The organism is Streptomyces sp. MH60 (assembly GCF_002939385.1).
GTDB lineage: Bacteria > Actinomycetota > Actinomycetes > Streptomycetales > Streptomycetaceae > Streptomyces.
This window is the reverse complement of the sequence record NZ_MULI01000030.1, coordinates 56,527-74,952: the sequence shown is the minus strand read 5'-3', so window position 1 is coordinate 74,952 and position 18,426 is coordinate 56,527. Positions and strand designations below refer to the sequence as shown.

16 protein-coding genes and 1 pseudogene are annotated in these 18,426 nt (G+C 73.2%); 4 read left to right on the top strand and 13 right to left on the bottom strand.

The window, feature by feature from the left end:
* Nucleotides 1-1,316, bottom strand: a 1,316-nt coding sequence (locus BZZ08_RS20015; protein WP_446750265.1) for a serine/threonine protein kinase, incomplete at its 3' end; no start/stop codon positions are given.
* Between the two features lie 10 nt (nt 1,317-1,326).
* Here BZZ08_RS20015 and BZZ08_RS40135 point away from each other — a divergent pair.
* The gene (locus BZZ08_RS40135) at nt 1,327-1,584 is read left to right on the top strand and encodes a hypothetical protein (RefSeq protein WP_446750264.1); all 258 of its coding nucleotides are present in this window, start codon (nt 1,327-1,329) and stop codon (nt 1,582-1,584) included.
* Nucleotides 1,585-1,671: 87 nt separating this feature from the next.
* Here the strand turns inward: BZZ08_RS40135 and BZZ08_RS20010 are convergent, their stop codons facing one another.
* The 10 genes from BZZ08_RS20010 to BZZ08_RS19965 all read right to left on the bottom strand — a co-directional run bounded on the left by BZZ08_RS20010 (nt 1,672) and on the right by BZZ08_RS19965 (nt 13,889).
* Complete coding sequence (locus tag BZZ08_RS20010) at nt 1,672-3,006, bottom strand: hypothetical protein (protein WP_104633627.1); 1,335 nt, start codon at nt 3,004-3,006, stop codon at nt 1,672-1,674.
* 71 nt (nt 3,007-3,077) lie between these two features.
* Nucleotides 3,078-4,127, bottom strand: coding sequence for a glutamate ABC transporter substrate-binding protein (locus tag BZZ08_RS20005; RefSeq protein ID WP_104633626.1), 1,050 nt, complete (start codon nt 4,125-4,127; stop codon nt 3,078-3,080).
* An 83-nt stretch (nt 4,128-4,210) separates the two neighbouring features.
* Nucleotides 4,211-5,575, bottom strand: a complete 1,365-nt coding sequence (locus BZZ08_RS20000) for a hypothetical protein (RefSeq protein ID WP_104633625.1) — start codon at nt 5,573-5,575, stop codon at nt 4,211-4,213.
* Between the two features lie 154 nt (nt 5,576-5,729).
* Nucleotides 5,730-6,701 carry an N-acetylglucosamine kinase gene (locus BZZ08_RS19995; protein ID WP_198601584.1) on the bottom strand — a complete coding sequence of 324 codons (972 nt, stop codon included), beginning with the start codon at nt 6,699-6,701 and terminating at the stop codon, nt 5,730-5,732.
* Complete coding sequence (locus BZZ08_RS19990; RefSeq protein WP_104633624.1) at nt 6,692-7,957, bottom strand: 6-phospho-beta-glucosidase; 1,266 nt, start codon at nt 7,955-7,957, stop codon at nt 6,692-6,694. Before BZZ08_RS19990 ends, BZZ08_RS19995 begins: the two co-directional genes overlap by 10 nt.
* Nucleotides 7,958-7,964: 7 nt before the next feature.
* Complete coding sequence (locus tag BZZ08_RS19985; protein WP_104633623.1) at nt 7,965-8,855, bottom strand: carbohydrate ABC transporter permease; 891 nt, start codon at nt 8,853-8,855, stop codon at nt 7,965-7,967.
* Nucleotides 8,856-8,866: 11 nt separating this feature from the next.
* Nucleotides 8,867-9,847, bottom strand: coding sequence for a carbohydrate ABC transporter permease (locus tag BZZ08_RS19980; RefSeq protein ID WP_241965516.1), 981 nt, complete (start codon nt 9,845-9,847; stop codon nt 8,867-8,869).
* A gap of 5 nt (nt 9,848-9,852) precedes the next feature.
* Nucleotides 9,853-11,199 carry an ABC transporter substrate-binding protein gene (locus BZZ08_RS19975; protein ID WP_104633622.1) on the bottom strand — a complete coding sequence of 449 codons (1,347 nt, stop codon included), beginning with the start codon at nt 11,197-11,199 and terminating at the stop codon, nt 9,853-9,855.
* Between the two features lie 88 nt (nt 11,200-11,287).
* Nucleotides 11,288-12,505, bottom strand: coding sequence for an ROK family transcriptional regulator (locus BZZ08_RS19970; protein WP_104633621.1), 1,218 nt, complete (start codon nt 12,503-12,505; stop codon nt 11,288-11,290).
* Between the two features lie 223 nt (nt 12,506-12,728).
* Entirely contained in the window at nt 12,729-13,889 is a 1,161-nt protein-coding gene (locus BZZ08_RS19965; protein WP_241965517.1) for a mechanosensitive ion channel family protein, read from the bottom strand.
* Nucleotides 13,890-14,145: 256 nt separating this feature from the next.
* Between BZZ08_RS19965 and BZZ08_RS19960 the strand changes: the two genes are divergently transcribed.
* Nucleotides 14,146-14,682: an HNH endonuclease gene (locus BZZ08_RS19960; RefSeq protein ID WP_104633619.1), complete on the top strand. Its 537-nt coding sequence runs from the start codon at nt 14,146-14,148 to the stop codon at nt 14,680-14,682.
* A gap of 26 nt (nt 14,683-14,708) precedes the next feature.
* Here the strand turns inward: BZZ08_RS19960 and BZZ08_RS19955 are convergent.
* Nucleotides 14,709-14,948: pseudogene (locus tag BZZ08_RS19955) on the bottom strand (Uma2 family endonuclease); the annotation flags it as partial.
* Nucleotides 14,845-15,600 carry a class I SAM-dependent methyltransferase gene (locus tag BZZ08_RS19950; protein ID WP_342211014.1) on the bottom strand — a complete coding sequence of 252 codons (756 nt, stop codon included), beginning with the start codon at nt 15,598-15,600 and terminating at the stop codon, nt 14,845-14,847. The pseudogene BZZ08_RS19955 and the gene BZZ08_RS19950, both read right to left, overlap by 104 nt.
* A gap of 319 nt (nt 15,601-15,919) precedes the next feature.
* On the opposite strand from BZZ08_RS19950, the gene BZZ08_RS19945 reads away from it, so the two are divergent.
* Nucleotides 15,920-16,231, top strand: a complete 312-nt coding sequence (locus tag BZZ08_RS19945; RefSeq protein WP_104633618.1) for a hypothetical protein — start codon at nt 15,920-15,922, stop codon at nt 16,229-16,231.
* A gap of 9 nt (nt 16,232-16,240) precedes the next feature.
* The gene (gene malQ, locus BZZ08_RS19940; RefSeq protein WP_104633617.1) at nt 16,241-18,352 is read left to right on the top strand and encodes a 4-alpha-glucanotransferase; all 2,112 of its coding nucleotides are present in this window, start codon (nt 16,241-16,243) and stop codon (nt 18,350-18,352) included.
* Nucleotides 18,353-18,426: the final 74 nt, after the last annotated feature.

The window sequence follows — 18,426 nt, the reverse complement described above, 5'->3', positions numbered from 1 at the left end:
ACGGTCCCGCCCGGCGCGCCCACGGCGGGACCGGACCCGCCCGGCAGCGCGGGCGCGGAGCCCGCCCCGCCCGGCAGGGACGCCCCGGAGCCGCCCCGGCGTCCTCTCGGACTCGGCACCCTGGCCCCCAGCCGCGACACCTCGCCGTCCAGGCGCGGGAACAACTCCGTGTCCGTGACCCGGATCTCGGGCCCGAACAGGGTGGACACGGCGGGCCTGGCCCGGCCCGTCTGGAGCGAGACCACCTCGCGCAGCACGCCCGTCAGCTGCTCCGCCATCTCCTGCGCGGAGGCGAACCTGCGGGCCGGGTCCGGGTCGGTGGCCCGCACCAGCAGCCGGTAGAACGACTCGTACTGCCGGAAGACCTCGATGCTGTCCGGGTCGGGCAGCGAGTCCGCGTAGACGGTGGTGTAGCCCTGGAAGTCGAACGACAGCACGGCGAGGGTCCGGCCGACCGTGTACAGGTCGGACGCCACCGACGGGCCGACGTCGGCGACCTCCGGGGCCTGGTAGCCCACCGTGCCGTAGATGGCCGACTCGTCGTCGTCCATGCGGCGCACCGCGCCCATGTCTATGAGCTTGAGCTGGTCCTCGGTCTGGATGGCGTTGTCGACCTTGAAGTCGCAGTACAGCAGCTTGCGGCTGTGCAGGTGGCCGAGCGCCTCCAGCGCCTCGATGCCGTACGCGCAGGCCTGCTCGACCGGCAGCGGGTCGCGTCTGCCTGCCGGGGAGCGCCGGGCGTTGGCGATCTCCTTGAGCGACTTGCCGCCGACGTACTCCATGACGATGTAGCCGTCGAGGGAACCGGTGCGCTGGTCGAGGTGCTCGACGAAGTTGTAGATCCGCACGATGTTGGCGTGCTCGATCTCGGCGAGGAAGCGCCGCTCGGAGATCGCCGCCGCCATCGCGTCCTGGTCGCCGGTGTCCAGCAGGCCCTTGAGGACCACCCAGCGGTCGGAGACCGCCTTGTCGACGGCGAGGTAGATCCAGCCGAGGCCGCCGTGCGCGAGGCAGCCCACCACCTCGTACTGGCCGTGCACCACGTCCCCGGCCTTCAGCTTGGGCACGAACGAGTACGGGTGACCGCACTTGGTGCAGAAGCCCTCCGTGCGGCCCGGCTGCTCGCCGCGCGCCCGCCCGACCGGCGCCCCGCAGTCCGAGCGGGAGCAGAACCGCTTGCGCTCCGGCACCTCCGGGTGGTCCATCACCATCTCGCGCGGATCGGGCCGCGGCACCGCCGGCACCTCGACGAGACCCACGCCCAGCCGCCCGCGCCCGGTCGAACCCGCGGCCGAACCGGAGCTGCGCACCGACACCGAACGCCCCGTGGAGCGGCCCGACACGGCGCGCGAGAGCCGCCCCGACACGGAGCGCCGGGACTTCGACGACTGCGAGGACGTACGGGAACTGCGGGCGCTGGAGCGGGAGCCGCCGCTGCGCGACGAACCGCGCGATCCGCGCGAGCCCCGGCCCCCGCCTCCGGTGACGCCGGTCGGTGACGAGCCCAGCGCGCCGCCCGCCGCGACGACCGGCGCGAGACCGCACGTGTCGCAGTACAGCTCGCCGCCGCCCATGTCCTCGTAGGTCCCGCCGCAACCGGGACGCTGACACGTCCGTCCTGCCTCACTCATGACGCTGCCTCCCCCTTCTCGTGCGTGCGCGGGTCGTCCTTCACGCGCCGGGTCCCGTCCGGTCCACCGGACCGCCCTGGCCGGGCACGCGCCGTGTGGTGCCGAGCAGTTCGGCCGCCGCGTGCTGGTAGCGCAGCACGGCCTGCTCGGCGACGCGCAGATCGCAGGGCGCGCTCCACAGCATGCGGCGCGCCTTCTCGTACTTCTCGGCCAGCTCGGGGTCCTCGGCGTGGCCCAGCCGGGCCATCTTCGCCTTGTACGCGTCGAGCCGGCCGCGCAGCTCGGCGCGGATCGCGAGCGGCGCGGTGACCGCCGTCAACGACTCGCGGGCCCGCAGCAGTTCGTCCTCCGCCTTCTCCTCCAGGGACTCCAGGAGCGGCGACAGCCGGTGCCACTGGGCGTGCCTGCGGTACTCGGCGGCCGCGACGAGCTGCTCCTGGAGCACGATCGGCGGTCCGCCGACCACCGGCACCTCCGTCGCGGCGATCTTCGCCAGCACCTCGCCCCGCGCGGTACGGGCCTCGGCCAGCGTGCGGTCCGCGCGCGAGAGCACGTCCCGCAGCCGCACGATCCGCTGCTCGGCGTCCTGGCGCACGGCCAGCACCGCGTCGATCTCGCGGCGCACCTCCTCCAGGGCGCGCGCCTCCCGGTCGTAGACCGTGGTGTCGGGGCGGCCGCCGCCGGGCGCCGAACTGCCCTGGGCGGGCGTCCAGAAGGCCAGCGGGTCGGAGACCACCTGCTCACGCAGCCGGGTCAGGGTGCGGGTGATCCGCTCCAGGTCGTCGCCGGCCGGGTGCTCGCCGGGGCGTACGCCCACGGAGTGGGCCAGCTTGCGGGTGCGCTGCAACTCGGCGGCGAGTAAATCGATCCGGGCGGGCAGCGCCGACCACACCGCGTCGGCGGCGACCACCATGTCCAGGGAGGTCGCGTAGAGCTGGTTCATCCGTTCCACCAGCGTCACCAGCGAGTACCGCTCGCTGAGCCGGCCCGGACCGCCCCGCGGGGTGGGCGCGTTGGCGGTGGCGGCGGCCGCGCCGGACACCGTGACGGCCTCGCCGCGCAGCAGCTCGGTCAGCTCCACCAGGTCCTCGCGGCTGGACCAGCGGCGCCGGGAGCGGATCTCCCGGGCGGTGCGCAGCGCGCCCGTGTACGCGTCGAAGTAGGCCCACAGCAGCGTGATCGACGCGTCCGCGGCACTCCAGCGCTCGGCGGTGACACCGGTCAGCTCGGCGCCTTCGAGGAGTCTGCGGCCCGCGTGGTCCTGGAGGGCGAGGAGGGAGGTCTCGATCGCCTCGTGCTCCGCGCCGAGCCGCGCCAGCGCACGGTCCACCTCGTCCCGGTCCATCACCGGCCCGGTGGGTCCCGTGTCGCCCATCGATCACCTCTCGCCGTAGCGGACTTGCGTGTGCCGTGCGTGTGCTCTGTCCTCGCCTGCGCCGCCGCCGGTCAGCTCGTGCGCAGGTACTGCGGGGTCGGCGGCAGCGACTTCGCCGCCCCGTCCATGGTCTCCGACAGCCACTCCTCGTACGAGTGCTGCCATCCGCCCGCCCGGTCCGCGCGCCACTCCTCGAGGACCCGGTTGACCCGGCGTACCAGATCGTCGGCGTCCTTCTTCATCGCCACGCCGTAGTACTCGGTGGTGAAGGCGTCGCCCTTCAGCTCGACCGTCGGGTCCTGCGCGGCCTGGCTCGCGGCGAGGGCGCCGTCGGTGACCACCGCGTCCACCTCACCGAGCTGGAGCCGTACCAGGCAGTCGAGTTGGTTGGGCACGGTGGCGCGCAGGTCGACGCCGTCGGCGAGCCTGCCGTCCTTCTGGTCCTGCTCCAGTGTGCTCAGCGCCGTCGAACCCGCCGCCGTGCAGATCTCCTTGCCGGCCAGCGTGCCGTCGTACCCGGTGATCTTCGAGGACTTGGGGGCCAGCACCTGCTGGCCGGTCATGAAGTAGGGGGCGGAGAACGCGACCTCCTCCAGCCGGTCGCAGTTGATGGTCATCGTGCGGACCACCATGTCGACCCGGCCGTCCTGGATCGCGGGGATGCGCTGGTCGGTGGGGATCGCCTTGAACTGCACGGCGTTCTCGTCGCCGAGGATGTCCTTCGCGATCCGGTGCGCCAGATCGATGTCGAAGCCCTCCAGTTCGGCGTCGCCGCCGCTGTTCGGGTCGCGGTAGCCCCAGCGGTAGCTGTTCTGGTCGACACCGACGACCAGTTTGCGCTTCTCGCCCTCGCGGGCGCGGATCTCGTCGACGGTGGGCCCGTCGTCCCCGGACGGGGCGAGGGTCTGCTTCTCCGGGTCCGTGCACTCCCGTGCGGCCCGCGCCTGGCTGCCGCGGGCGACGCCGTGGCCGTCGTCGTCCGCACCGCCACCGCCGCCCGCGCCGTGCCAGGGGACCATCGGCAGGAGCAGGGCCGCCAGTACCGCGAGGACGCAGGCGAAGGCCATCGCCCCCACGCCGCCCCAGCCCTTCAGGCCGGCCCGCAACCGTCCCGCACGCATCCTCACGCCCCCTTTCCCGGGTCCTGCCTCCACGGCCTTCACGGGCACCCCTTCCGACCGGCCCGCCGGGCCCGCACCCCGCCTCACCGGTACTCCGACAGTCTGCGGCCGATGCCGATCAGCGCGCCGGCCGCCCCCAGCGCGGCGAGCACGCCGGCGCCCTGCGGGAGGTAGCCCATCGCGTCCAGACCGTCGCCCGCCGCCTGCTCGAACTCCGCCTTCTCGTGCTTCAGCGCGGCGGCGAGCGCGGTGTCGACGCCGTCGAAGCACGCCGCCGTGGCGCCGTCGCCGCCGATCACCAGGTTCAGCGCCTGCTGGTAGTTGCCGTTCTCGTCCTGGGTCCGGGCCGAGGTGTGGCGCTTCTTCCACTCCGTCATGTTGCCGTTCGCCGTGTCGACCGGCTGTTCGCCCGCCTTGTCGTCGGCGAGCCGCCCCGCCTCGGCCAGTGCCTCGCCGAGGCTGTCCAGGTTCTTGCCGAAGGCCAGGTCGTAGGAGTCGTACGTCTTGTCGCCCACCTTGGTCGTCTCCGCGCCGCGGGAGACCAGGGTCAGGTTCTCGTTGCCCCGCGCCTTGAGGGAGGCGATACGGGCCTCGTTCAGCGCGTTGAGGGAGCGTACGCCGTGCTCGTAGGAGTCGGTCAGGTTCGACCGGGCGACGCTGTGGCCGACGACCAGCCAGAGCAGCACCACCGCGGAGGCGGTGGTCGCCGCGACCAGGCCGTGGTTCAGGACGCGGTTGGTGCGCCGGTAGTTGCGGTGCTGGGCCCAGGCCAGCGCGGCGAGCAGGACGACGCCCAGGGCGATCGCCGCCCACGGGTAGGGCTTGGCGTCGCCGTAGTCGGCGCCCAGCCGCTGGTTCTCCTTCTTGTAGAGGTCCTCCGCCGCCGGGAGCATCTCCTTCTGCATCTTCTCGTTGGCGTAGCGCAGATAGGCGCCGCCGACCGGGAAGCCCTGCCGGTTGTAGGTGCGGGCGCGCTCGACCAGGCCCTTGTACTCGGGCAGCAGGCGGTTCAGCCGGGCGATGGTCGTGGCCGCCGGTGACTTCGGGTCGGAGTTGGCGGCGGCCGTCACGAGCCCCTCGGCGGCCGCGCGGATCCCGTGGTCGTAGCGCGTGCGGGAGTCCTCCGTCTCCTGGCCGCCGGCCAGGAAGCCGCTGGAGGCCGCGGTGTTGGCCTCGGCGAGGGAGCGGTAGATGTCGGCCGCGGCGGAGCTGAGCGGCTGGCTGCGGGTGAGCACGTCGTCGGCCGCCGCGGCCCGCTCGTTCATCTGCCAGGCGGTGACGGTGCCGAAGGCGACGACGAGCACGGCGAGCACCGCGCCGATGATGCGCAGCCGCCCCGGCTCGGTGACCGCCGCCGCGCGCAGCCGGTCCACGCCCTCGGCGAAGGCGGTACGCCGCGGCGCCGTGTCCGGCGGCGGTGCCGCGCCGCTCTCCGGCGGTCGAGTCACTGCCGACCTCCCCCATGGTCATCCGTCGCCGCAAGTATCGCTGCCCGCACCGACATTCGCACCGGCCTTCACCCGATCTCGAGGTGTTCCCGGTGCAACGCACCACCCCTGCCCATGAATACGCCACGGGAACCGGTTCGGTTCCCGTGGCGGCTCACACGGCGAAGTGCTCCCGGGCGCGCTCCCCTGCCCCGGGCGCCGCGCCCACGTGGTCGAGGCCCAGCAGCACCGCGCCCAGGACGGGCCGGGCCGTCACCACCCGGGGCACGGCCTTGGGGGCACGGGCCGCCAGCAGTTCCCGTATCCGCCCGTCGAGCTGCGGATGCCGGGCCGCCAGCACGCTGCCGCCCAGCAGGACCGGCGCCGGTTCGGCCAGCAGGTCGAGGCGGGTCAGCGCGACCGTGGCCATGGCCACCACCTCGTCGGCCTGCCGGTCCACGATGGAGCGCGCCAGCGGGTCGCCGCCGGCCGCCGTGGCGAACAGCACGGGGGTCAGCTCGTGCCGCCGCACCGGCTCGACCCGCCGCAGGTGCAGGGCCTCGACGAGGGCGTACATCGAGCCGAGGCCGAAGTGGGCCGGCAGGGTGCGGGCCAGTTCCGTGGGCCCGCCCCGGCCGTCCTCCGCGCGCGCGGCGTGCCACAGCGCCTCCTCGGCCAGTCCCCAGCCGCCGCCCCAGTCGCCGGAGATGCGGCCGATGGCCGGGAAGCGGGCGGTGCGGCCGTCGGGGCGCATGCCGACGCAGTTGACGCCGGCCCCGCACACGACGGCGACCCCCAGCGGCTCGGCGACGCCCGCCCGCAGGATCGCGAACGTGTCGTTGCGGACCTCGACGCTCGTGCCCCACGCGCGCGCGTGCAGCGCGGCGGCCAGCTGCTCCTCCTCCACGGGCAGATCGGCGTTGGCCAGGCACGCCGACACGTGGTCGACGGAGCCGACCCCGGCCGCCGCGAACGCCCGCGTCACCGCGTCCGCCAGGGCGTCCACCGCCCGCTCGACACCGACCGCGGGCGGCCGGAAGGCCCCGCCGCGTGCCGTGCCGAGGACCTCCCCGTCGGCCGCCACCACGGCCACGTCGGTCTTGCTGTTGCCCGCGTCGACGGCGAGGACGCTCGCGCTCAGGCCCACGCGAGGTGCTCCCGGTTGTGCGCGATCAGCCGGTCGGTGAGCCGCTCGGCGTACGCGTACTGGCCCACGAGGGGGTGGGCGAGCAGCGCCCGGAAGACCCGGTCCCGGCCGCCGCGCAGGGCCGCGTCCAGGGCCAGGTCCTCGTACGCGGTCACGTTCGCCATGAGCCCCGCGTAGAGCGGGTCCACGTGCGCCACCGGCAGCGGGGAGGCACCCTTGCCGCCGACCGCCGCCGGGACCTCGATCACCGCGTCGTCGGGGAGGAAGGGCAGCGTGCCCCGGTTGCGGGTGTTCACCACCTGGTACGGGGAGCCCGCGCCGCCGAGCAGGGCGGCGGCGAGGTCGACGGCGGCCTCGGAGTAGTAGGCGCCGCCGCGCCTGGCGAGCAGCGCGGGCTTCTCGTCCAGGGCCGGGTCGCCGTACATCTCCAGCAGCTGCCGCTCCATCTCCGCGACCTCGGCGGCCCGGGAAGGCTTGGTGCGCAGCTCGTCGACGACCTCGTCGTGGGCGTAGTAGTAGCGCAGGTAGTACGACGGGACGACGCCGAGGCGGTCCAGGAGCGGCCGGGGCAGGCGCAGGTCGGCGGCGACCGTGTCCCCGTGCTCGGCGAGCAGCCGGGGCAGCACGTCCTCGCCCTCGGGGCCGCCGAGGCGTACGCCGGTCTCCCAGGTGAGGTGGTTGAGGCCCACGTGGTCCAGGTGGACGTCGGCGGGCGCCACCCCGAGCAGCCCGGCGAACTTGCGCTGCAGCCCGATCGCCACGTTGCACAGCCCGACCGCGCGGTGCCCGGCCTGGAGCAGGGCCCGGGTGACGATGCCGACCGGGTTGGTGAAGTCGATGATCCAGGCGTCCGGGTTGGCCCGGCGCACCCGCTCGGCGATGTCCAGCACCACCGGCACGGTGCGCAGCGCCTTGGCGAGGCCGCCCGCGCCGGTCGTCTCCTGGCCGACGCAGCCGCACTCCAGCGGCCAGGTCTCGTCCCGCTGCCTGGCGGCCTGACCGCCGACGCGCAGCTGGAGCAGGACGGCGTCGGCGCCGTCGACGGCCGCGTCCAGGTCGGAGGTGGTGACCACGCGGCCACCGTGCCCCTGCTTGGCGAGGATGCGCCGGGCGAGGCCGCCCACCAGCTCCAGCCGGTCCGCCGCCGGGTCGACGAGGACCAGCTCCTCGACGGGCAGCGTGTCCCGCAACCGGGCGAAGCCGTCGATCAGTTCGGGCGTGTAGGTCGAACCGCCGCCGACCACGGTGAGTTTCATGCAGACATCAACCCTTTACTCCAGTCAGCGTGACACCCTCGACGAACGCCTTCTGCGCGAAGAAGAACACGAGGATCACGGGGGCCATGACCAGCACGGTCGCGGCCATGGTGAGGTTCCAGTCGGTGTGGTGGGCGCCCTTGAAGGACTCCAGGCCGTAGGAGAGCGTCCAGGCGCCGGGGTTCTCGGAGGCGTAGATCTGGGGGCCGAAGTAGTCGTTCCAGGCGTAGAAGAACTGGAAGAGGGCCACGGCCGCGATGCCCGGCTTCGCCATCGGCAGGACGACCTTCAGCAGGGTGCGCAGCTCCCCGCAGCCGTCGACCTTCGCCGCGTCCAGGTACTCGTCCGGGATGGTCAGCAGGAACTGGCGCAGCAGGAAGATGGAGAAGGCGTCGCCGAAGGCCATCGGGATGATCAGCGGCCACAGCGTCCCGGACAGGTCCAGCTGCTTCGCCCAGAACAGGTACATCGGGATGACGATCACCTGCGGGGGCAGCATCATCATCGAGATCACCAGCATCAGGGACAGGTGCCGGCCCCGGAAGCGGAACTTGGCCAGCGCGTACGCCACCGGGATCGAGGACGCCACGGTCAGCACGGTGCCGAGGCCCGCGTACAGCAGGGTGTTCTTCCACCAGGTGAGGAAGCCGGGCGTGTCCAGGACCGCGCGGTAGTTGCCCCACTCCCAGGTGTGCGGCCACAGGTCGCGGGTGAGGGCCTGCTGGTCGCTCATCAGCGAGGTGAGCACCACGAAGACGAACGGCAGCGTGAAGAAGAGGGCGGCGGCCACGCCCAGGGAGTGGACGGCGATCCAGCGCAGCAGGACGCGTCTGCGCGCGACGCGCTCCTCGGCGGGCGGCGTACCGGCCGCGACGGGCCGGTCCAGTACTGGGGTCATCGCTACCCGGGTCATCGGTCACCTGCCTGGATCAGACCGCCCCGGCGGCGCATCAGCAGCGCGGTGAACGCCATCGCCAGCGCGAACAGCACGAGCGCGACCACACAGGCGGAGCCGTAGTCGAAGCGCTGGAAGCCGAGGTTGTAGACGAGCTGGGGGAGGGTGAGGGTCGACTTGTCGGGATAGCCGGGCTCGAAGGACTGGCCGGAGCCACCGATGATCCCGGAGGCGACCTTCCCGGCGACCAGCGGCTGCGTGTAGTACTGCATGGTCTGGATCACGCCCGTGACCACGGCGAACAGCACGATCGGCGAGATGTTCGGCAGCGTCACGAACCGGAACCGCTGCCAGGCCGAGGCCCCGTCCAGCTCGGCCGCCTCGTACTGCTCCTTCGGCACGTCGAGCAGCGCGGCCATGAAGATCACCATCAGGTCGCCCACGCCCCACACCGCGAGCGCGGTCAGCGCCGGTTTGGACCAGGCGGCGTCCGTGAACCAGCCGGGCGCCGGCACGCCGAGGCCCTCCAGGACCGAGTTGACCGGTCCCGTACCGGGATTGAGGAGGAAGACGAAGGCCAGGGTCGCGGCGACGGGCGGGGCGAGGTAGGGCAGGTAGAAGAGGGTGCGGAAGATCCCGGCACCCGTCCTGATCCTGGTGATGAGCAGCCCCACCCCGAGCCCGAACGCCACCCGGCAGGTCACCATCACCAGGACCAGCCAGAGCGTGTTGCGCAGCGCGGGCCAGAACAGCGGGTAGTCCCCGAAGACGTACGCCCAGTTCTCCAGGCCCCGGAACTCCGGGACGCCGAAGCCGTCGTACTTCATGAGCGAGAAGTACACGGTGGACACCAGGGGATAGGCGAAGAAGACGCCGAACCCGACGAGCCACGGTGACATGAAGGCCACCGTGCGCAGCGCCGAGCGCCGGTGCTTGGCGCGGAGGGTGTTCGCGGACCGGGACGCGGGTGTGGACGCGGTCATGGACGTGGTCATGTGCCCTACTTCGCCTGCGCGATGTCGCGGTCGATCTGTGCGGCGGCCTTCTCCAGGCCAGCCTTGAGGTCCTTCTCCTTGCCCGACTCGTACCGGTAGCCGAAGTCCTGGAGGGTCAGCTGGTACGTGGCACCGTTGACGGAGGCGGGCGGGGAGTTCGACTCGGGGTGCTGGGCGATGTCGAGGAAGGTCTTGAACGCCGGGTCGGTCTTCAGGTCCGGCGACTTGAGGGCCGGGAAGGTGGAGGGCACGTTGCGGATGGCGTTGGCGAAGGCGACGACGGCCCCGGTGTCGGTCGTCATGTACTTCACCAGCTCCCACGCGGCGTTCTGCTTCTTGCTCCGCGGGGCGATGCCCATGACGGTGCCGGACAGGAAGCCCTTGCCGTACTCGTCCGCCTCGTCGTCGGCGACGGGCATCGGCGCGGTGCCGATCTCGAAGCCGACGCCCGCGTCCTTCGCCATGCCGAGCCGCCACTCGCCGTCCAGCTGCATGGCGACCTGGCCGGTCTGGAAGGGGTGCTTGGCGCCCCACTCGTCGCCGAAGGTGTTGCGGTACCTCTCCAGCTTCTCGAAGCCGCCGAGGTCGTCGACGAGCTTCTTCTGGTACGTGAACATCTCGGCGAACGCCGGGTCCTCGGCGACGCTGGACCTGCCGTCCTCGTCGAAGTAGGCGTGGTCCCACTGGGACATGTAGTGGTCGACGACGCTCTCGTAGCCGTGGTAGTTCGGCATGAAGCCGAGCTGCTGGTACCCGTCGCCCTCGGTCTTCGTCAGCTTCTTCGCCACCCGGGCGAACTCCGACCAGGTCTTCGGCGGTGCCTTGATCCCGGCCGCCTCGAAGGCGTCCTTGTTGTAGTAGAGGCCGTAGGCGTCGCCGAGCAGCGGCAGGGCGCAGCGCGTGCCCTCGAACTGGGTGTAGTCCAGCATCGGCTTCGGGATGAGCGCGTCCAGGTCGAGCTTCGACTTCTCGATGAAGGGCTTGAGGTCGAGGAAGGCACCCGAGGAGCAGAACTTGCCGATGTTGGAGGTGGTGAACGACGACACCACGTCGGGGCCGCTCGAACCGCCCGCGCGCAGAGCCTGGTTGAGCTTGTCGTCGTTGATGTTGCCGACGACCTTCACCTTGATGTTGGGGTGCGCCTTCTCGAAGCGGTCCACGTTGGCCTGGACGGCCTTCACCTCGGCGGGCGCGCTCCAGCCGTGCCAGAAGGTGATGGTCGTCTCGGCGTTCGGATCGTCGGAGGCGCCGTCCGCCGAGGAATCCGCCTGACCGGTACAGGCGGTGGCGAGCAGGGCGAGGGAGGCGGAGGCGGCGATCGCGAGGGCCGCTTTCCTGGATATTCCGGGCATGGCGAAGCTCCCAGGGGCAGGGTGGGGACAGGTGGGTGGGGCGGGATGGGGCCGGTGGGCGGGATGGGGCCGGTGGGACGGCGCGGGGTCAGCGCGAGGTGTCGAAGACCTCGTCGCGGGTGGTCGCGAGCGCGCTCTCCAGTGCGCCGCGCAGCACGGGGTGCTCGGTCACGTCGCCGACGGCGAGCCGGGGCCGGGAGGCGGCCAGTTCCTCCAGCTCGTCCTGGACCAGGTCGCGCAGCGCCTCACCGCCCGCGGTGAGTGAGGTGCCGCTGAGGACCACCAGCTCGGGGTCCAGTACCGAGACGAGGGAGGCGAGGCCGGTGGCCAGGCGGGTGGCGTAGGTCTGGAGCAGCCGGCGGTGCGGGTCGTCGCCGGAGCCGGCCCGCGCCGCGCGGGCGACCAGGGCGGCGGCGGCCTCGGTGTACGGCCCCGCGGGCACGTCGGTGACGCCCAGCTCCCGGGCCAGCCCCGGCAGGGCCTGGGAACCGGCCAGCTCCTGGAAGCCGCCGCTGCCGGTACGGCTGACCTTGCGCACCAGCGGGGCGCCCGGCACCGGCAGGAACCCGACCTCCCCGGCGCCGCCGGTCCAGCCGCGGTGCAGCCGGCCGCCCAGGACCAGGGCGGCGCCCAGGCCCTCCTGGTTCCACAGCAGGACGAAGTCCTCGTGCCCCCGGGCCGCGCCGAGGCGCTGCTCGGCCACGGCGGCGAGGTTCACGTCGTTCTCGTACTCCACCGGCATCGGCAGGGCGGCGGCGAGTTCCTCCAGGAGCGCGGGGGAGTGCCAGCCGGGCAGGTGGGAGGCGTACCGCAGCCGCCCGGTACCGGGGTCGAAGGCGCCCGGCGTGCCGATGACGAGGCGGTGGACGTCGGCGCGGACGAGTCCGGCCGCCTTCACCGCGCCGTCCAGGGCGTCGGTGACCTGCTGCACGACGGGGACGGCGGGGCGGCGGCCCGGGGTGGGCAGCTCGTACCGGCCGACCGTGCGCCCGGTGACGTCGGCGACGGCGGCCAGGATGCGGCCCGGGGCGACGTCGAGCCCGGCGGCGTAGGCGGCGGCCGGGTTGACCTCGTAGAGCTGGGCGCCGGGCCCGGGGCGCCCCTCGGTCGTGCCCCCCGCCAGGACCAGCCCCGCCGCCTCCAGGCGGGCCAGCAACTGCGAGGCGGTCGGCTTCGACAGACCGGTCAGCTTGCCGATCCGGGTCCGGGACAGCGGCCCGTGCTCCAGCAGGAGGTCGAGTGCGGCCCGGTCGTTCATGGCGCGCAGGACGCGCGGGGTGCCCGGCGTACCGGCGGTTCCTGCCATGCGTGTCCACACCTGCCTCTCGACCGCTCAGCTTTTCAGGGTGCGGTGGGGGAAGTCCACCGCGCGGATCACGGGACACGTTCCGGCGGGACGCCCTGGAAGCGTCTGTTAGGAAAGTTTCCTGTTGGCTGGAGAACGTAGGCCCGCCGCGAGGAGGCGTCAAGAGTCCGCCCCCGAGGCGACGCGGTCGTTACCTCGGGGGCGGCGGGCGCACGGGGCGCGGTTACTTGCTGGTGCTGGGCGGCGGAATGGGGGACGCCGCCATGGACTGCGGCGACGCCGTGCTCGCGTACGCCGACGGTGCCGCGACGCCCGCCGCCGGGTCGGCGGCCGCCGGGACGCCCTCCAGCGGGACGGTGGCGCCGCCGACGATCGCGATGCCGGCCGCGTCGAAGGCCCGCTTGATGCGCCAGCGCAGCTCACGCTCGACGGTGAGGGCCTTGCCGGGCATGGTCTTCGCGGAGACCCGCACCACCATCGAGTCGAGCAGGACGGAGTCCAGGCCGAGCGTCTCGATCGGCCCCCAGAGCATCTCGTTCCAGGGCTCCTCCTTGCTCATCCGCTCGCCGACCGCGGTGAGGGCCTCCTTCACCTTGTCCAGGTCCTCGTCGGAGCGGACGGTCACGTCCACACCGGCCGTGGACCAGCCCTGGGAGAGGTTGCCGATGCGCTTGACCTCGCCGTTGCGGACGTACCAGATCTCGCCGTCGACGCCGCGCAGCTTGGTCACCCGCAGCCCGACCTCGATGACCTCGCCGGAGGCCACGCCCGCGTCGATGCTGTCGCCGACGCCGTACTGGTCCTCCAGGATCATGAACACGCCGGACAGGAAGTCGGTGACCAGGTTGCGGGCGCCGAAGCCGATCGCGACACCGGCGACACCGGCGGAGGCGAGCAGCGGGGCCAGGTTGATCTGGAAGGTGCCGAGCACCATCAGGGCGGCGGTGCCGAGGATGAGGAAGCTGGCCACCGAGCGCAGGACGGACCCGATCGCCTCGGAGCGCTGCCGGCGCCGCTCGGCGTTGACCAGCAGCCCGCTCAGCGCGGTGCCGCCGGACGCCCCGCTCCTGCGGTTCATCCGGTCTATGAGCTTGGTGATCGCCCGCCGCACCACCGCGCGCAGTACCACCGCGATCACCACGATCAGCAGCACCCGTAGCCCGATCGCGAGCCACGTCGACCAGTTCTCCTCGACCCAGCCCGCGGCGTTCGTCGCGCTCTCGTGGGCCTCCTTCAGCGAGGGCACGGTCGGGGTCGTCGGTGACGGCGACGGCGAGGGCGACGACGAACCGGCGGCCAGTAGGACGGCGGCGGACAGGGACACGGCGGAAACCTCCAGGTGCGGCGGCCCGTCCTGCGCGGTCCGGTCCGAGGTCCGGTCCAAGGTCACGGAAAGGTCACCGGACGGGCAGATGCACCACACTAACGGGGCACCGGACGCGGTTCGGCCCGAAATGGGCGGGGGAGACACTGCTCACCCGCGCTCGAACTGGTCACGCCCGGGGCCCCGGGCCCCGTGTGGTCGAAAACACTCCCAGCCCGTTACCGGGACATGGTGGCGCTACGACCAGGCATGAGGGGAGACTGAACCAGATCGTCCCGGCGCGAGCCACGCGCCGCCGACGCCCAAGGAGGCACCCGTGCCGCATGTCCTGGTCCTCAACGCGTCGTACGAGCCACTCGGCGTCGTACCGCTCCGCCGCGCGCTCGTCCTCGTCCTGGAGAACAAGGCCGTGTGCCTCGAGGAGACCGGCGCCTATCTGCACAGCGCGACCGTCACCGTGCCCGCACCCAGCGTGGTCCGGCTCAAGCGATTCGTGCGGGTGCCCTACCGTGGCCCCGTCCCGCTCACCCGCCGTGCCCTCTTCGCCCGCGACGGAGGCCGCTGCATGTACTGCGGCGCCGTCGCCACCAGCGTCGACCACGTCATCCCGCGCAGCCGCGGGGGCCTGCACGCATGGGACAACGTGGTGGCGTCGTGCCGCCGCTGCAACCACGTCAAGGCAGACCGCCACCTGGTCGAGCTGGGCTGGCGCCTGCGCCACAAACCGGCCCCGCCCACCGGTCTGGCCTGGCGCATCATCGGCACCGGGCACCGGGACCCGCGCTGGTTGCCGTACTTGCAGCCGTACGGCGCGGACGACGCCATGGCCCGGATCGACGGCATCTCCGCCTGACGCTCCGGGCCTCCGCTTGCTCCGGCTCAGCGCACCCAGTTCTTCAGCGGCTCGGTGTCCAGGGCGATCCCGACCGGCTCGGGCAGCGCGACCTCCTTGCCGAAGGGCAGCGTCCGCACGGTCTCGTACCGTCCCCCGTCCGGGCGGCTGTGCACCTTGACCTCACAGGTGTCCCGGTCGATCAGCAGATGCACCGGGATCCCCGCCCCGGCGTAGGCCCGGGGCTTGTCGACCCGGTCGTGCTGGTCGGTGTCCGAGTCGTACGAGATGGCGCCAGATGAGGGTGTAGCGCCAGAAGAGACGGCGCCGCAGCCGGGCGCCGGGCAGGGCTTCCCGTGCCGCTTCGGTGATGTCGGAGAACGTCATGTCGGCGGGCCGGGTCCGGGCGGTCATCGAGGCCGGGCGGGGTCTTGCGCAGCCCCTGTTCTTGAGCCACCCGACGGCGGCGTTGGGGAGGACGGCGGCCGCGCCGAGCAGGTGGTCCGTGGCGGTTCGCGGTCGGTAGAGGCCGACGACGACCAGGGTGCCGCCGGGGGCCAGGTGCCCACGGAAGGTGTCGAGGGCCTCGGTGAACGGCAGGTGGTGGAGGGCGGCGACGCAGGTGATCGCGTCGTGTGGCCCGGCGGGGAGTTCCGTCAGGGCGTCCGCGACGGTGAAGGACGCCGCCGTCGGCTCGGGGGTCAGCGCGCGAGCCTGCGCGACGATCACGGGATCGGAGTCGACGCCGCTGACCTCGTCGGCGCGGGTGGCGAGCAGGCGGGCCAGGTCACCCGAGCCGGAACCGATGTCCAGCGCGCTGCCGAACCGGTGGGGGAGCTGTCGCAGGATCCAGCGGTGGTAGTGGGCGTTGTGGTCCCAGGGATGCGCGGCGTTGCACCGGTCCAGCGCCTGGACGAGCCGGTGGGGCAGTGACGGCATGTGCTTCCTTCGACGATCCGTCCCGAGCCGGGATCTGAGCGCGCGTGCGCGGCGTGCGCGGCGTGCGCGGCGTGCAAGCCTGGCCGGTTTGGGCGATCCGTGCGCGGGTTAGGTGATTTTTTGGCCGGGTCTGGGCGTGTTCGGGAGGGGATAAATGTGACCAGGGTCACGTTGGCGGTATTGGGGCGTCTGTCCTCGCGCGGACTGGGTAGGGGCTGCCGTAACTCGCCACAAGCGTGCTCGACACCACGCCCGACCAGAGCCCGACCCCGAGCTTGATCCAGAGTCCGAACCAGAGCCTGATCCAAAGGAGACCCCCGTGGCTGCACTGGCGCCCCTTCTGCTGCCGGCCCCCTCCAAACCCGTGGCGGAGCCGTCCACCCCCTGGGCGGAGCCCTCCGCCGCCTCCGAGACCCCGCACTACTGCGTCTTCGGCGCCACCGGCAGCTGCGCCGAGACCCCGCTGACCAGCGAACCCCCGCTGCCCGACGCCGAGCCCCTCACCAGCGAGTCGCCGTTCGCCGACGCCGTACCGCTGACCAGCGAGTCCTCGCCCGAACTCACGGCCGACGTGCCGGAGCAGGGCGGCCCCTCCTTCGCCGTCCCCGTCCCGGAATCCACGAGGTCGTAGAGGAAGCAGATGCCCGCAGCCCAGTCGGCCGAGCCCCCCGCCGAGGACCTTCCCGAGGATCTGACCAGGCTCGCCGCCCTGCACGGCGTCGCCACCTCCTACCGCCCCTCCCCGGACCGCACCGTCCCCGCCTCGGCCACCGCCGTGACCCTCGCGCTGGCCGCCCTCGGCGTGGACGCGAGCAGTCCCGGGGCCGTACGGGCCGCGCTCGCCGCCCGCGAGAGCGAGCTGCGCGCACGGCTGCTGCCGCCCACCGTGGTCCGCTGGGACGGCGGCGCCACCCCGGCCGCACTGTCCGCCCTGCCCGCCGGCACCCGGCTGCGCGTCGACACCGAGCAGGGCGAGCGCCACGACGGCGCCGGCCGGCTTCCGCACGGGGTGCACCGGCTGACCGCCACCGCGCCCGACGGCCGCACCGCCGACGCCCACCTGATCGTCGCGCCCGCCCGGCTGCCCACCCCCGCCGTCCGCTCCCACGGGCTCCTCGTCCAGCTCTACTCCCTCCTCTCCCGCCGCTCCTGGGGCATGGGCGACCTCGGCGACCTCGGTGAGCTGGCCGCCTGGGCCGGACGCTCCCTCGGCGCCGGATTCGTCCAGGTCAACCCGCTGCACGCGGCCGTGCCCGGCGCCCCCACCGACCCGTCCCCCTACCGGCCTTCCTCGCGCCGCTTCCCCGACCCGGTGCACCTGCGGATCGAGGACGTGCCCGAGTTCGCGTACGTCACCGACCACGAGCGCGCCCGGACCCTGCGGGAACGGGCCGGGCGGCTGCGCGAGGGCGTCCTGGACAAGGGCGCCCTGATCGACCGGGACGCCGTGTGGGAGCTGAAGCGCGACGCCCTCGAACTGCTCCACGAGGTCCCCCTCGGCCCCGGCCGCCGCGCCGCCTACTGCGACTACCTCGCCGAACAGGGCACCGCCCTGGAGGACCACGCCACCTGGTGCGCGCTCGCCGAGGTCCACGGCTCCGACTGGCACCGGTGGCCCGAGGGGCTGCGCGACCCCCGCTCGGCCGACACCGACCGCGCCCGCCGCGAGCTGATGGACCGGGTCGACTTCCACTCCCGGCTCACCTGGCTCGCCGACACCCAGCTCACCGCCGCCCAGCGCACCGCCCGCGAGGCGGGCATGCCGGTCGGGATCGTCCACGACCTCGCCGTCGGCGTGCACCCGCGCGGCGCCGACTCCTGGGCGCAGCGGGAGTACTTCGCCGCCGGGATGTCGGTGGGCGCACCGCCGGACGCCTTCAACTCCCGCGGCCAGGACTGGGGTCTGCCGCCCTGGCGTCCGGACCGCCTGGCCGACCGCGGGTACGCGCCCTTCCGGGCGCTGCTGCGCGGCCTGTTCCGGTACGCGGGGGCCCTGCGCGTCGACCACGTCATGGGTCTGTTCCGGCTCTGGTGGGTGCCCGAGGGCCACCCGCCCACCGAGGGCACCTACGTCCACTACGACGCCGAGGCCATGCTCGCCGTCCTCGTCCTGGAGGCGGGCCGGGCCGGTGGCGTCGTCATCGGTGAGGACCTGGGCACCGTGGAGCCCGGTGTGCGCGAGGCGTTGCGCGAGCGCGGGGTGCTGGGCACCTCGGTGCTGTGGTTCGAACGGGACTGGACCGGCGACGGCCGCCCCCTGCCGCCCGAGCGGTGGCGCGCCGACTGCCTGGCCACCGCCACCACCCACGACCTGCCGTCCACCGCCGCCCGCCTCACCGGAGAGCACGTCGAACTCCGCGACCGGCTCGGCCTGCTCACCCGCCCGCTGGAGGAGGAACGCGCCGAGGCCGCCGCGGACACCGCGGAGTGGCTCGACGTACTGGCCCGGCTCGGTCTGCTGCACGGCACCGGCGGTGACACCGGAACGCCCGCCGAGGAGGCGGGGATCCAGGCGGTGCACCGCTTCCTGCTGCGCACCCCCGCCCGCATGGTCGGCATCTGGCTCCCGGACGCCGTGGGCGACCGCCGCCCGCAGAACCTGCCCGGCACCTGGGACCAGTACCCGAACTGGCGGCTGCCCGTCGCCGACGCCGAGGGCCGGCCGGTGACGCTGGAGGAGCTGGCCGCCTCGCCCCGCCTGCACGCGCTGATCGACGTCGTACGGGAAGGCGACGGGGACCGGGAGAGCTGAACGGGGCGGTCGCGCCGCGCGCCCGCGGGCCCCGTACGGGCACCCCGGGCGCGCGGCCGCCCGGACCGTTCGCT